Below are 12,989 nucleotides of genomic sequence, written 5' to 3' on the forward strand. Positions count from 1 at the left end.
ACCTGCGTGCAATGCGTGGAGGCGCGGGGTCGTAACAAGGGGAGGACATTGCAATGACCATACAAGGCGCATCACCGGACCTGTACAATGAGGATCTCGCTCCGGCGAAGGTTCGAAACTGGGGACCGTTCTCGATCTTCAACGTCTGGACGTCGGACGTCCACAGCCTGTGGGGCTACTACCTCGCGGCCAGCCTGTTCCTGTTTTGCGGCGGCTTCGTCAACTTCATCATCGCCATCGGTATCGGTTCGCTGATCATCTATGCGTTGATGAACATGGTCGCTATGCCGGCGTGAAGACCGGGGTGCCCTACCCTGTCCTGGCGCGTGCTTCCTTCGGCATCTGGGGCGCCAACATACCGGCGCTGGTGCGCGCCATCGTCGCCTGCTTTTGGTACGGCGCGCAGACGGCGGCGGCCTCCGGCGCGATCGTAGCCCTGCTGATCCGCTCGCAATGGTTCGCCGACTTCAACCAGAGCACACATTTCCTTGGCCACTCCGGGCTCGAGGTGATCTGCTTCGTCGTCATTTGGGCGCTGCAGCTCCTGATCATCCAGAAGGGCATGGAAACGGTGCGCCGCTTCCAGGATTGGGCCGGACCGGCGGTGTGGGTGATGATGCTGATCCTGGCGATCTATCTTTGCATCAAGGCAGGCACCTTCGCCTTCACCAGCGACATCCCGATGGATGTGCTGCTGGAAAAGACAAAGGACGCGGGGGTGCCGGGCACGCCGGGCTCCTGGACCTCGCTGTTTGCGGTGGCGGCGATCTGGGTGACCTATTTCTCCGCGCTCTATCTCAACTTCTGCGATTTCGCGCGCTACGCCCCGGACAAGGCATCGCTGCGCAAGGGCAACATCTGGGGCCTGCCGGTCAACCTCATTCTGTTCTCGCTGGTCGCCGGCGTCACCACGATCGCCGCCTTCGACGTCTATGGCGAGGTGCTGCTGCATCCCGACCAGATCTCGGCGAAGTTCGACAGCTGGTTCCTGGCGGCACTCGCAGCCCTGACGTTTGCGGTGGCGACGCTCGGCATCAATGTGGTGGCGAACTTCGTGTCGCCGGCTTTCGACTTCTCCAATGTCTTTCCACGCCAGATCGACTTCAAGAAGGGCGGCTACATCGCGGCGCTGATCGCGCTTGTGCTTTATCCTTTCGCGCCCTGGGAAGGCAGTGCTGCCTCCTTCGTCAACATCATTGGCGCGACGATGGGGCCGATCTTCGGCGTGATGATGGTCGACTACTACCTGATCCGGAAGGGCGAGGTCGACGTCGAGGCGCTCTACAGGGAGAATGGCGAATTCCGCTTTCAGGGCGGCTGGCATGTCAATGCCTTCATCGCCGCCGGTATCGGCGCGGTCTTCTCCTCGATCCTGCCCAACTTCACCAGCCTGCTGCCGTCATGGTGGGGCGTCTATGGCTGGTTCTTCGGAGTGGCAATTGCCGGCGTCATCTATTACGTGCTGCGCACGATGGCACTCGGTGCCGGAGCCAGGATAGCCAAGGCCTGAACGGACTCGGGGCGGCGCGAGCCACCCCGTTTATTCTGCGACTATCTCGGCAAGGCGGAGCACTGTATTCCAGTTGCGTGAGGTGCCGATGCCGAGACGTTTGTGGCTCACCGCCGCAAGCAGCCGCGAACTCGGCATCTCGCGGGAAAAGACGATCCAGATGTCGCCGCCGACAATCCGCAGCTTCTCGCCCTTGCCGACATAGGCCTCAAGCGCCGTAGCGGCGCCGGCGGGAACGGGCGCCCGCATCACGCGCACCGCCACCTGGTCCGCGGCCTCGGCCGATTCGGCTGGGAATGGATTGCCTGCCGCCAGCCTCAGCCAGCCGTCGGCGCGGCGCACGATGATGTCGACGTGGCGGCCGAAAGTCTTTGCGAACGCCGCCTCCAGCCGCTGCTCCAACGCCGCGAGTCCTGTTTCTTGCGCCTCAAAAACCAGATTGCCGCTCGCTACCAGCGTGCGCGGGTTGTTCAGCCCCAGGCCTTCGGCCATCGCCTTGAGATCGGACATGACGACCCGCCGCCCCTCGCCCAGGACAATGCTGTAGAGCAGCGCGACGTAAGTTTGCATGGGCGGCTAGTCTAGACCAGCCGCGACTGCTCTACCGCCGCTTCGATGAAGCTGGCAAACAGCGGGTGCGGATCGAGCGGCCGGCTTTTCAACTCGGGATGGTACTGCACGCCGATGAACCAGGGGTGGTCGGGATATTCGACCGTTTCCGGTAGCACGCCGTCCGGCGACATGCCGGCAAACACCAGGCCGCAATCCTCGAGCCGCTCCTTGTAGTCGACATTGACCTCGTAGCGGTGGCGATGGCGTTCGGAAATCTGCGTATCGCCATAGATCTCGGCGATCTTCGATCCCTTGGCGAGGTCGGCCTGGTAGGCACCGAGCCGCATGGTACCGCCGAGGTCGCCGGTTTCCCTGCGCTTTTCCAGCATGTTGCCCTTCAGCCATTCGGTCATCAAGCCGACGACCGGCTCCTCGGTTGGACCGAACTCGGTCGATGATGCGTGCTCGACGCCGGCCAGCGAACGCGCTGCCTCGATGCAGGCCATCTGCATGCCGAAGCAGATGCCGAAATACGGCACCTTGCGCTCGCGCGCGAACTTCGCCGCCAGGATCTTGCCCTCCGAGCCGCGCTCGCCAAAACCGCCGGGGACGAGAATGCCATGGACCTTCTCCAGCCACGGCGCCGGGTCTTCCTTCTCGAATATCTCGCTTTCGATCCAATCGAGCTTGACCTTGACCCGGTTGGCGAGGCCGCCATGCGACAGCGCCTCGATCAGCGATTTGTAGGCGTCCTTGAGGCCGGTATATTTGCCGACGACGGCAATGGTCACTTCGCCTTCCGGATTGTGGATGCGGTTGGATACCGCTTGCCACCGTTCCATGCGCGGCTTCGGCGCCGGATCGATGCCGAAGGCGGCCAGAACTTCCGAGTCGAGCCCTTCGTTGTGATAGGCCATCGGCACGTCGTAGATATGCGGCACGTCGAGCGCCTGGATGACGGCGCTTTCGCGGACATTGCAGAACAGCGACAGCTTTCTGCGCTCTTCCTTGGGGATCGGCCGGTCGGCGCGGACCAGCAGTATGTCGGGTGCAATGCCGATGCCGCGCAACTCCTTGACCGAATGCTGCGTCGGCTTGGTCTTCAGTTCGCCCGCTGTCGGAATGTAAGGCATCAAGGTCAGGTGGACGTAGACGGCGTTGTTGCGCGGCAGGTCGTTGCCGAGCTGGCGGATCGCCTCCAGGAACGGCATCGCTTCGATGTCGCCGACGGTGCCGCCGATCTCGCACAGCACGAAATCGTAGTCGTCATTGCCGTTGAGAACGAAGTTCTTGATCTCGTCGGTGACGTGCGGAATGACCTGCACGGTGGCGCCGAGATAGTCGCCGCGCCGCTCGCGCTCGATGATGTTCTTATAGATGCGGCCGGTGGTGATGTTGTCCTGCTGGTTGGCCGAGCGGCCTGTGAAGCGCTCATAATGGCCAAGATCGAGATCGGTCTCGGCCCCATCATCGGTCACGAAGACTTCGCCGTGCTGGTAGGGCGACATCGTGCCGGGATCGACGTTGAGATAGGGATCGAGCTTTTTGATGCGTGCGCGATAGCCCCGCGCCTGCAAGAGAGCCCCAAGGGCCGCTGCAGCAATGCCTTTTCCAAGTGAGGAAACCACGCCGCCTGTGATGAATACATATCGCGCCATGGGAGTCATCGCTTAACGCGGCTGAATTGATTCCGCCAGAGAAAAAACCGCCGCGAAGGCTTTTTCCCAAGAAGGCGCTCTGGTCGTTGGCGTATCAAAACAAAAGGGCCGGCGAGGCCGGCCATTTTGGCACGATCTGTCAAAGCGTCAGATGATGACGACTTTGGTGCCTACTTTCACCCGGCGGTAAAGGTCCATGACGTGCTCGTTGATCATGCGGAAGCAGCCATTGGAGGCGCTGGTTCCGATCGACTGCGGCGCAATGGTGCCGTGAATGCGCAGGTGAGTATCTTTCTTGCCGTCGTAGAGATAGATGGCGCGCGCACCGAGCGGATTGTCGCCGCCGCCGGGCATGCCGTCCTTGTATTGCCCATAGTGCTTGGGTTCGCGCTTTTGCATATCCAGCGTCGGAATCCAGCGCGGCCATTCCTGCTTGTCGCCGACGGCAACCGTACCCTTGAACTGCAGGCCTTCCCGGCCGACCGCGATGGCATAACGGCGGGCGGTTGACGATGATTCGACGAGGTAGAGACGACGGGCGCTGGTATCGATTACGATGGTGCCGGGGTTGTAGCCGGTGAATTCGACCTCCTGCGGCACGAATTCCGGCTTGACCTTGAACTGCCGCTTGGCCTGTTTCCTTTCGAGCGCGGCGTCGAGCGCGCGTGTTTCCGGAAGCAGCGACATCGACGAAGAGGATGTGCCGCCGAACAGTCCCGCGAACAGCCCGACGCTCTGCGGCTTCTGCCCGACCGGTTCGCTGCGCAACTCGCCATTGTTGCCGGTCAGCGCAACGTTCATGGCCTCGGCCGGGATCGGCTCGGCCGACTGGATCGGCGCAATGGGCGTAATCGGTTCGATGATGTTGACGGTCTTCTTCTTGGCCGGCGTGGCGTCAGCCACCTTGGCCGTCGCGAGCGGCTGGCTCTTCTTGGCAAGGAATGCCTGCCGTTCCGCATCGGCTTTGGCTTTCGCCGCCTCGCGCATCGCCAGCTTCCTGGCTTCGAGTGCCTTGGCGCGAGCGGCTTCCTTGTCGGCTGCGATCTTGGCTTCGATCTTGCGAATCTGCGCAAGGTCGTCCGGCGTCGGATCTTTCTTCTTTTTGAGAAGCTTCAATTGCGCCGCATCGCTTTTGGCAGCGACGTTGACGAGGTCGGTTGTTGTTGCGGCTTTATGGGCCGAATTTGCCGTCGGCATGGCCGCGTAAGCGGGCGCACCTAGGCTGAGCACGGCACAAAGGCCGGCAAAAATGAAGCTGCGAAGCTGCATGGGGAAGATCCGATCGTTCAATGCTTGTTGCCCACGGCGTCGCCCGGCGCCCCCCAAGGACGCCGAGAATGCCGCGTGCAACGTATAATCGATTAGCCGGAAGCGCCTCAAGCGTGAGGCGCGGTCGAATCTTCTTGATCGTGCGGCATTTGCCGCGACTGTGTTCAAACGACAACAGATCGCGGCATAAGTTGCCCGATTACTGGTTGGGGACCTGCGGCGTGGCCGGCGCTGTGGCGCCGTTTGTCGCTGGCGGCGTCGCCGGAGCGGTTGCCGGCGGCGTCGTTGCCGCACCATTGCCGGACGGCGGGGTCGGCGCCGTGGTGCCCGAAGGCGGCGTCGGCGTCGTGGTTCCGGGCAATTGGTTGAGTACGCCCTTGCCGTCCGAGGTTGCCGGCACGCGATCGAGAATGTCGATCGGCTTCTCGCCATAGCGCGCGACAATCGACAGTGTCAGCGAAGTGACGAAGAAAGCCGCGGCCAGGATCGCCGTCGCCCGCGTCAGCGCATTGGCGGCGCCTCGCGCAGTCATGAAGCCCGATCCGCCGCCGATGCCGAGGCCGCCGCCTTCGGAGCGCTGCAGCAGCACCACGCCGACAAGCGCGAGCACGACCATGAGGTGGACGACGATCAGTACGGTTTCCATAATTTATCCTGGCAAGGCCTTGCGCGGCCGCTGATTTGGAGGCGGCTCAATACAATGCTTTGACGGCATTTCCAAGCCCGTGGCCGGAATATGGGGAGCAATGCGTCCTTTGCAACGATTTCGGCGCCGGCCGTCGCTCAAATCCAACAAGCTGTCCCGGTATCAAGCGATGTTTCGATAGGCTTCCGCGATGCCGAGGAAGTCCGCTGCCTTCAGGCTGGCGCCGCCGACCAGCGCGCCGTCGACATTCCTGACGCCGAGCAGCTCGACGGCGTTGGACGGCTTGACCGAGCCGCCGTAGAGAATGCGCATCTTGGCCGCCGTATTGCCAAGCTTCCGCACCAGTTCTTCGCGGATATGGGCATGTGCCTCGGCGACGTCGGCGGCAGTCGGCGTCAAGCCGGTGCCGATCGCCCATATTGGCTCATAGGCAATTACAGTGTTGGACGCCGTGGCGTTTGGCGGGACCGAGCCAGAGACCTGGCGCGACAGCACGTCGAGCGTGGCTCCTGCTTCGCGTTCGGCTCTTGTCTCACCAATGCAGATGATGGCCACCAGCCCGGCGCGCCATGCAGCGGAGGCCTTGGCCTGCACAATGGCATCGTCTTCCTTGCGATCGGCGCGGCATTCGGAATGGCCGACGATGACATGGCTGGCACCTGCATCCTTCAGCATCTCGGCCGAAATGCAGCCGGTATAGGCGCCGCTTTCCTCGGTGTGGCAATCCTCTCCGCCGGCCCGCACCGGCGTGCGCGACAGAATCTCGGCGGCGTGCGCAAGCAAGGTCGCCGGCACGCAGACCACCGCTTCGGTCTCTGCGTCGAGCCCGCTCATGAAGCCGTTGCCGATCATCCTGAGCTCGTTGAGCGAGGCGCTGGTGCCGTTCATTTTCCAGTTGCCAGCGACGAGCGGGCGGATTCCAGGCGTCATGGGATTTGTTCTCCGGGCAATTTCCAGCTGGCCCTCACTATCAAAATCAGGCCACAAAGCAATCGACAGTGGGCAGGAAGGGCGCTATTGCGCTTGTTTCAGACTCGGCGCATGCGAAATGCGCAAAAATCGGAAGTACTCATGCTTGGTATGTTGAGAAGTGCGGCGGGGACCTGGGTCGCGAAACTGCTGCTGTCATTGTTGGTGTTGAGCTTCGCCATCTGGGGCATCTCGGGGCGGCTGATGGGCGGTCTTGCCGGCCATGACGCCGTGATTACGGCCGGAGGCACCAAGGTCTCGATCAACGAATACCGCCTCGCCCACGATCGCCAGCTCAGCGTCATGTCGCAGCAATTCGGCCAGCGCATCAGCCGTGAGCAGGCGACGGCGCTCGGCATCGACAACCAGGTGCTGGGGCAACTCGTGTCGGGCGCCGTCCTCGACGAGCAGGCCCGCAAGCTCGGCCTCGGCCTGTCCAAGGACCGGCTCGCCGAACTGACGCGTGAAGACCCGGCGTTCAAAGGGCCTGCCGGAACCTTCGACAGGAGAACCTTCGAGTACCTGCTTCGGCAGATCGGCATGCGGCCGGAAGACTATTTGAAGAACCGCGCCCAGGTCGCGGTCCGCCAGCAGATCGTCGAGGCGGTTTCGGATGGCCTCAAGGCTCCGGATACGTTCTTCAAGGCGGTCGCGCTCTATCGCGGCGAAGATCGCACCATCGATTACCTGACCTTGCCGAAATCGCTTGTCGAGCCGATAGAAGCGCCGTCCGACAGCGTGCTTTCGGCCTATTTCGGGGAAAACAAAAAGACCTACGCCGCGCCCGAATACCGTAAGTTCTCCTATGTCAGGCTCGAACCGGAAGACATCATGGATTTGAGCGCGGTGACCGACCAACAGGTCAGCGACGACTACAACAAGAACAAGGCGCGCTACACCACGCCGGAGATGCGCACCATCGAGCAGCTTGTATTCAAGACGCCTGATGCCGCAAAGGCGGCGCTCGATTCGCTCAGGACCGGCGCGACCTTCGACAAGATCGTCGCCGCCGAAGGCAAGACGCCGGCCGACACGCTGCTCGGCACGCTGGCCAAGGACAAGATCGCCGACAAGGCGGTTGCCGATGCTGCCTTCAAGCTCAACGTCAATGAAGTCAGCCCGGTCGTGCAAGGCGCCTTTGGCCCCGTTCTGCTGCGCGTCACCGAGATCAAGCCGGAAGTGGTGAAGCCGCTGGCCGAAGTATCCGAGCAGATCCGCAAGGATCTGGCACTGGGCGAGGCAAGCCGCATCTTGCTGGACGTGCACGACAATTACGAGGATACGCGCGCCTCCGGCAGTTCGCTCGCCGAGGCAGCTGCCAAATTGAAGCTGAAGGTCGTCACCATCGACGCCATCGACCGCACCGGCCAACGGCCGGATGGAAGCATCGTCAAAGACCTGCCGGAATCGCCGGCACTCATCAAGGCGGTGTTCGAATCCGAACCCGGAACCGACAATGAAGGCCTCACCACCGCCGATAACGGCTTCGTCTTCTACGACGTGAGCGCGATCACGCCGGCCCGCGACCGCACGCTGGACGAAGTCCGCCAGAAGGTCGTGGCCGACTGGACCGCGGCGGAGACCACCAAACGGCTTACCGCAAAGGCACAAGAGCTCGAGAAGCGTCTCAAGGCCGGCGCCACGCTCGAGGTGATCGCCGGTGAGCTCAAGCTCGAAAAGCAGACCAAGCGCGGCGTCAAGCGCGATGCTGACGACGTCGATTTCGGCAAGGAAGGGGCCGCCGCGATGTTCGGCGTCGGCGAAGGCGGCACCGGGCTGATCCCCTCGCCTACGGGCGACGGACAGATCCTGTTCAAGGTTGCCGAGGTGTTCGAGCCTGCCGGGGCCGATGCCAGCTCAGTACCCCAGGACGCGCAGAAATCCTTCACCTCCGGTTTGTCCGACGACCTGCTCGACCAGTTGGTGGCGCAGTTGCAGACGCAATATGACGTCCGCATCGATCAAACGGCCGTAACCCAAGCCCTGGCCAGATGAGCGCGCTGAAGATCCACATCGCCAAGGTCGCCGCCGGCAGCGCTCTTTCGTTCGAGGAGGCGCGCGAGGCCTTCGACATCATCATGTCCGGCGATGCCACCCCCGGCCAGATCGGCGGCTTTCTGATGGCATTGCGCGTGCGCGGTGAGACCGTCAGCGAGATCGCCGGCGCCGTCGCCACCATGCGCGCCAAGATGCTGCGCGTCGAAGCCCCCGAAGGCGCCATCGACATTGTCGGCACCGGCGGCGACAATTCGCACAGCGTCAACATTTCGACTGCATCCGCCTTCGTCATCGCCGGCAGCGGCGTGCCCGTCGCCAAGCACGGCAATCGCGGACTGTCCTCGCTGACCGGCGCCGCCGATGTGCTGGTCGCATTGGGCGTCAAGATCGACATCCCTCCGGAGACGATCGGCCGCTGTATTCACGAGGCCGGAGTTGGCTTCATGTTCGCACCGGCGCATCACCCGGCGATGAAGCATGTCGGCCCGACCCGGGTCGAGCTCGGCACCCGCACCATCTTCAACCTGCTGGGCCCGCTTTCCAATCCGGCCAGTGTCAGACGGCAGATGGTCGGTGTGTTCCTGCCGGAATGGATCATGCCGGTGGCAGAAACGTTGAAGGAGCTTGGTGCTGACCATGCCTGGGTCGTGCATGGCGACGGCTATGACGAGATCACCACCACCGGCGAGACGCAGGTCGCCGAATTGGCCGGCGGCGAGATACGCAGCTTTACGCTGACCCCTGAAGCAGTCGGGCTGACGCGTCACACCAAGGACGAGTTGCGCGGCGGCGACGCCGCCCACAATGCCCAGGCAATGCGCGACATGCTGGGCGGCGCCGCCGGCGCCTTTCGCGATACGGTGCTGATGAATGCCGGCGCCGGGCTGGTGGTGGCCGGCAAGGCGACGACACTTGCCGACGGCATGGTGACGGCAACGCAGGCCATCGACAGCGGCCGCGCGCTAAAAGTGCTCGACAGGCTGGTCGAGTTTTCGAACGGTTAAAACTATGTCCGACATCCTGCGCAAGATCGAGGCTTACAAGCGCGACGAGATCGCGGCGGCCAAAGCGCAAGTGCCGTTTGCCGAGATCAAGGCACGGGCGATGAATGCCGACGCGCCGCGCGGCTTTCTTTCCGCCCTTGAGGCAAAGCGCAAATCCGGCAGGTTCGCGCTGATTGCCGAAATCAAGAAGGCTAGCCCGTCCAAAGGCCTGATCCGCGCCGATTTCGATCCGCCGGCGCTGGCCAGGGCCTATGCGGAAGGCGGTGCCGCCTGTCTTTCGGTGCTGACCGACGCACCCTCCTTCCAGGGGGCGCCCGAATTCCTCACCACTGCGCGCGCTGCCGTCGAGCTGCCTGCCTTGCGCAAGGATTTCCTGTTCGACCCCTATCAGGTCCACGAGGCCAGGGCCTGGGGCGCCGATGCCATCCTGATCATCATGGCCAGCGTCGACGACGCGCTGGCAAGAGAACTCGAAGCGACAGCTTTCGAGCTGGGCATGGACGCGCTGGTCGAAGTGCATGACGAGGCGGAAATGGAACGTGCGCTGCGGCTGTCATCGCGGCTGATCGGCATCAACAACCGCAATCTCCGGACCTTCGAAACCAGCCTCGAGACCTCGGAACGGCTGGTAGCGATGGTGCCGGCCGGCCGCCTTCTGGTCAGTGAGAGCGGGATCTTTTCGCATGACGATTGCCGCCGGCTGGAGCGGAGCGGCATCGCTACTTTCCTGGTTGGTGAGAGCCTGATGCGTCAGCAGGACGTGGCCGCTGCAACGCGCCTGCTTTTGACGGGCAAGGCCCCGGCAGAGGCGATCTGACGATGGCGGCCGCCCTCACCCATCTTGGCGCGCAGGGCGAAGCCAACATGGTCGATGTCGGCGACAAGGCTGAGACGGTGCGCACGGCAGTCGCCGAGGGCTTCGTGTCGATGCGGTCCGAGACGCTGGACATGATCCTCGCCGGCGATGCCAAGAAGGGCGACGTGCTCGGCACCGCGCGCATTGCCGGCATCATGGCGGCCAAGAAAACGCATGAACTGATCCCGCTTTGCCATCCGCTGCTGCTGACCAGGATATCTGTCGATATCGAGCCGGACGCAGCTTTGCCCGGCCTGAAGGTGACAGCATTGACCCGCGTCACCGGCAAGACCGGCGTTGAAATGGAGGCCCTGAGCGCCGTCTCGGTCGCTTGCCTGACCATCTACGACATGGCCAAGGCGGTCGACCGCGCCATGGTCATCTCCGGCATCAGGCTGGTTGAAAAGACCGGCGGCAAATCCGGCGACTACAAGATCACCGGAGATGGGGCCACCGAGGCAGGCCGCTAATGGCGCTGGTCCCAGTTGCCGAGGCGCTCGAGCGCCTGCTGGACGGCGCAGCAGCGCTGCCGGGCGAACGCGTCGCGCTGCTGGATGCCGCCGACCGCGTGCTGGCGGAGCCTGTTGTGGCGCTCCGCACCCAGCCGCCGTTCAACGCCTCCGCCATGGACGGCTATGCCGTGCGGGCGGCCGATATCGCGTCCGTACCAGCAAGGCTTTCGGTGGTCGGCGTGGCGCCGGCCGGACGCGGCTTTACCGGATCGGTGCAGCAGCGGCAGGCCGTGCGCATCTTTACCGGCGCGCCGCTTCCCGAAGGCGCCGACACCGTCGTCATCCAGGAGAACGTCCGCGATCTCGGCGGCGGCAGCGTCGAAGTGACGGAGCCGACGGTGCAGGGGCGAAACATCCGCCGCCTCGGGCTCGATTTCGCCAAGGGCGATGTCCTACTGCCCAACGGCCGCCTGCTCGATCCGGCGGCCTTGTCGCTGGCGGCATCGGCCAACCACCCCGAGGTCGGCGTGGTCAAGCGGCCGGTGGTCGCCATTATCGCCACCGGCGACGAATTGCTGCCGCCGGGCAGCGAGCTTGGCCCCGACCAGATCATCTCCTCCAACGCCTATGGTGTCGCCGCTGCCGCACAGTCGGTCGGTGCGCGCGCGCTCGACCTTGGCATCGCGCCGGACCGCAGGGAGGCGATCGCTGCGCTGGTGGAAAAGGCCGTGAAGGTTGGCGCGAATGTCATCGTCACGCTGGGCGGTGCCTCGGTCGGTGACCACGACTTCGTCCATGACGTGCTGACCGGGCAAGGCATGACGCTCGATTTCTGGAAGATCGCCATGCGGCCGGGCAAGCCGCTGATGTTCGGGCGGCTGGGCGACATTCGCTGCATCGGCCTGCCCGGCAATCCGGTGGCGAGTCTGGTCTGCACTCAGCTCTTCCTGAAGCCGCTGCTGGCGCGGCTCGGCGGCCGCGCCTTTCAGCAGGATATACGTCGGGCACGGCTCGGTGCTGCCATGCCGGCCAACGATCTCAGGCAAGATTATGTGCGGGCTGTTGTCACAGACGACGCCGGTACGCTCGTGGCGACGCCATTCGGCATCCAGGACTCCTCGATGCTGAAAATGCTGGCCGATGCCAACGGGCTGATCGTCCGCGCGCCGTTCGCGCCCGCCGCGGCGGCGGGCTCCCTCTGCGACGTGCTGATGCTACGCTGAACCTGCCTCACTCCGAGATCAAGGTCCGGGTCAGCGGATGGTCTGGATCGGCCAAACCGTCGATGATGTTGAAATGATGCCGGTCAGGCTCGACCACCGAGCTGGTCGCGGCACCCAGGCCGATCCAGATGTTGGCCAGCAACGCGCTCTGGCGCAGGAATTCGGCGCGCTCGCCGCCGCCGGCCCAGCAGGTCAGGCGGGCCTTGTCCATCGGGCGCAGCAGCACCGGACTTTCGGCCTGCGCCTCGGCCTCATCGATCGCCAGCGTCTCGTTCATGCCGGTGCGCATGATCGGGCGCAAATCATGCACCCCCGAGATCGACAGCACATGACGAACGCGCCGGACCACTTCGGGCGCCAGCGGCGTCGTCGCCGTAACCATCCGGCTAACAAGATGGCCGCCGGCCGAGTGTCCGGTCAGCATCAGCGGCCCTGCGACCATCGCCGCCGCCTTGCCGATCGCCGCGCCGACTTCTTTGACGATGCCGCCAATGCGTATCTGCGGACAGAGAGTGTAGGACGGCATCGCCACCGCATAGCCGCGATCAACAGGGCCAGTGGCAAGATGCGACCAGAAACTCTTGTCGAATGCCATCCAATAGCCGCCATGAACGAACACCACGAGTCCCTTGGGCTTGATGGCCGGCAGGAAAAGATCGAGCCGGTTGCGTGGGTTATCGCCATAGGCCATGTCGAGCCGCGCCCTGCCCTCGGTCGAAAGCACGTTGCGGAAAACCCGCGCGGGCTCGATCCAGGCCGCCGGCCAGCGATCGCTGCCGGCTATGTTGGCGCCGTTGGTATAGGCGTTGTCCCAATCGGCAATGTGACGTTCGAACACCCTGCGCCCTCCCC

The 12,989-nt window shown here is 63.7% G+C and carries 11 protein-coding genes and 1 pseudogene; 6 read left to right on the forward strand and 6 right to left on the reverse strand.

Annotated features, from left to right (window positions below; genetic code table 11):
* Positions 1-53: 53 nt before the first annotated feature.
* Positions 54-1,510, forward strand: a pseudogene (locus tag NKI95_RS30280) (NCS1 family nucleobase:cation symporter-1).
* Between the two features lie 30 nt (positions 1,511-1,540).
* Here the strand turns inward: NKI95_RS30280 and NKI95_RS30285 are convergent.
* From NKI95_RS30285 to tpiA, 5 genes are all read right to left on the reverse strand, one after another.
* Entirely contained in the window at positions 1,541-2,080 is a 540-nt protein-coding gene (locus NKI95_RS30285) for a DUF1697 domain-containing protein (protein WP_352721462.1), read from the reverse strand.
* Positions 2,081-2,091: 11 nt separating this feature from the next.
* Complete coding sequence (gene pyrG, locus NKI95_RS30290) at positions 2,092-3,720, reverse strand: CTP synthase (RefSeq protein ID WP_352448839.1); 1,629 nt, start codon at positions 3,718-3,720, stop codon at positions 2,092-2,094.
* Positions 3,721-3,867: 147 nt separating this feature from the next.
* Positions 3,868-4,989 (reverse strand): L,D-transpeptidase, encoded by a 1,122-nt coding sequence (locus tag NKI95_RS30295; protein ID WP_352721464.1) that lies wholly within the window; start codon positions 4,987-4,989, stop codon positions 3,868-3,870.
* Between the two features lie 199 nt (positions 4,990-5,188).
* Positions 5,189-5,635 carry a preprotein translocase subunit SecG gene (gene secG / locus NKI95_RS30300; protein ID WP_352466256.1) on the reverse strand — a complete coding sequence of 149 codons (447 nt, stop codon included), beginning with the start codon at positions 5,633-5,635 and terminating at the stop codon, positions 5,189-5,191.
* 162 nt (positions 5,636-5,797) lie between these two features.
* Entirely contained in the window at positions 5,798-6,565 is a 768-nt protein-coding gene (gene tpiA / locus NKI95_RS30305; protein ID WP_352721466.1) for a triose-phosphate isomerase, read from the reverse strand.
* A gap of 141 nt (positions 6,566-6,706) precedes the next feature.
* Here tpiA and NKI95_RS30310 point away from each other — a divergent pair, with 141 nt between their 5' ends.
* The 5 genes from NKI95_RS30310 to NKI95_RS30330 are packed head-to-tail and all read left to right on the forward strand — an operon-like array spanning position 6,707 to position 12,137.
* Positions 6,707-8,599 carry a SurA N-terminal domain-containing protein gene (locus NKI95_RS30310; protein ID WP_352721468.1) on the forward strand — a complete coding sequence of 631 codons (1,893 nt, stop codon included), beginning with the start codon at positions 6,707-6,709 and terminating at the stop codon, positions 8,597-8,599.
* Positions 8,596-9,606 (forward strand): anthranilate phosphoribosyltransferase, encoded by a 1,011-nt coding sequence (gene trpD / locus NKI95_RS30315; protein WP_352721470.1) that lies wholly within the window; start codon positions 8,596-8,598, stop codon positions 9,604-9,606. The genes NKI95_RS30310 and trpD overlap by 4 nt, the downstream gene beginning before the upstream one ends.
* A 4-nt stretch (positions 9,607-9,610) precedes the next feature.
* A complete protein-coding gene (trpC, locus tag NKI95_RS30320) occupies positions 9,611-10,423 on the forward strand; it encodes an indole-3-glycerol phosphate synthase TrpC (protein ID WP_352721472.1) in 813 nt (270 codons plus the stop codon).
* Positions 10,424-10,425: 2 nt separating this feature from the next.
* Positions 10,426-10,932 carry a cyclic pyranopterin monophosphate synthase MoaC gene (gene moaC / locus NKI95_RS30325; protein ID WP_352721474.1) on the forward strand — a complete coding sequence of 169 codons (507 nt, stop codon included), beginning with the start codon at positions 10,426-10,428 and terminating at the stop codon, positions 10,930-10,932.
* Positions 10,932-12,137, forward strand: coding sequence for a molybdopterin molybdotransferase MoeA (locus tag NKI95_RS30330; RefSeq protein ID WP_352721476.1), 1,206 nt, complete (start codon positions 10,932-10,934; stop codon positions 12,135-12,137). Before moaC ends, NKI95_RS30330 begins: the two co-directional genes overlap by 1 nt.
* 7 nt (positions 12,138-12,144) lie before the next feature.
* Here NKI95_RS30330 and NKI95_RS30335 read toward each other — a convergent pair whose 3' ends face one another.
* The gene (locus tag NKI95_RS30335; protein ID WP_352721477.1) at positions 12,145-12,975 is read right to left on the reverse strand and encodes a hormone-sensitive lipase; all 831 of its coding nucleotides are present in this window, start codon (positions 12,973-12,975) and stop codon (positions 12,145-12,147) included.
* Positions 12,976-12,989 lie beyond the last annotated feature (14 nt).

The sequence above is a fragment of the Mesorhizobium sp. M0306 genome, from assembly GCF_040321655.1.
Taxonomy (GTDB): domain Bacteria; phylum Pseudomonadota; class Alphaproteobacteria; order Rhizobiales; family Rhizobiaceae; genus Mesorhizobium.

Excerpts from the sequence above, each read along its gene's own strand:
- NKI95_RS30285 (WP_352721462.1), bottom strand. The coding sequence starts at position 2,080 with ATGCAAACTTACGTCGCGCTGCTCTACAGCATTGTCCTGGGCGAGGGG.
- NKI95_RS30295 (WP_352721464.1), bottom strand. The coding sequence starts at position 4,989 with ATGCAGCTTCGCAGCTTCATTTTTGCCGGCCTTTGTGCCGTGCTCAGC.
- trpC (WP_352721472.1), top strand. The coding sequence starts at position 9,611 with ATGTCCGACATCCTGCGCAAGATCGAGGCTTACAAGCGCGACGAGATC.
- tpiA (WP_352721466.1), bottom strand. The coding sequence starts at position 6,565 with ATGACGCCTGGAATCCGCCCGCTCGTCGCTGGCAACTGGAAAATGAAC.
- moaC (WP_352721474.1), top strand. The coding sequence starts at position 10,426 with ATGGCGGCCGCCCTCACCCATCTTGGCGCGCAGGGCGAAGCCAACATG.
- NKI95_RS30330 (WP_352721476.1), top strand. The coding sequence starts at position 10,932 with ATGGCGCTGGTCCCAGTTGCCGAGGCGCTCGAGCGCCTGCTGGACGGC.
- NKI95_RS30310 (WP_352721468.1), top strand. The coding sequence starts at position 6,707 with ATGCTTGGTATGTTGAGAAGTGCGGCGGGGACCTGGGTCGCGAAACTG.
- trpD (WP_352721470.1), top strand. The coding sequence starts at position 8,596 with ATGAGCGCGCTGAAGATCCACATCGCCAAGGTCGCCGCCGGCAGCGCT.
- secG (WP_352466256.1), bottom strand. The coding sequence starts at position 5,635 with ATGGAAACCGTACTGATCGTCGTCCACCTCATGGTCGTGCTCGCGCTT.
- pyrG (WP_352448839.1), bottom strand. The coding sequence starts at position 3,720 with ATGGCGCGATATGTATTCATCACAGGCGGCGTGGTTTCCTCACTTGGA.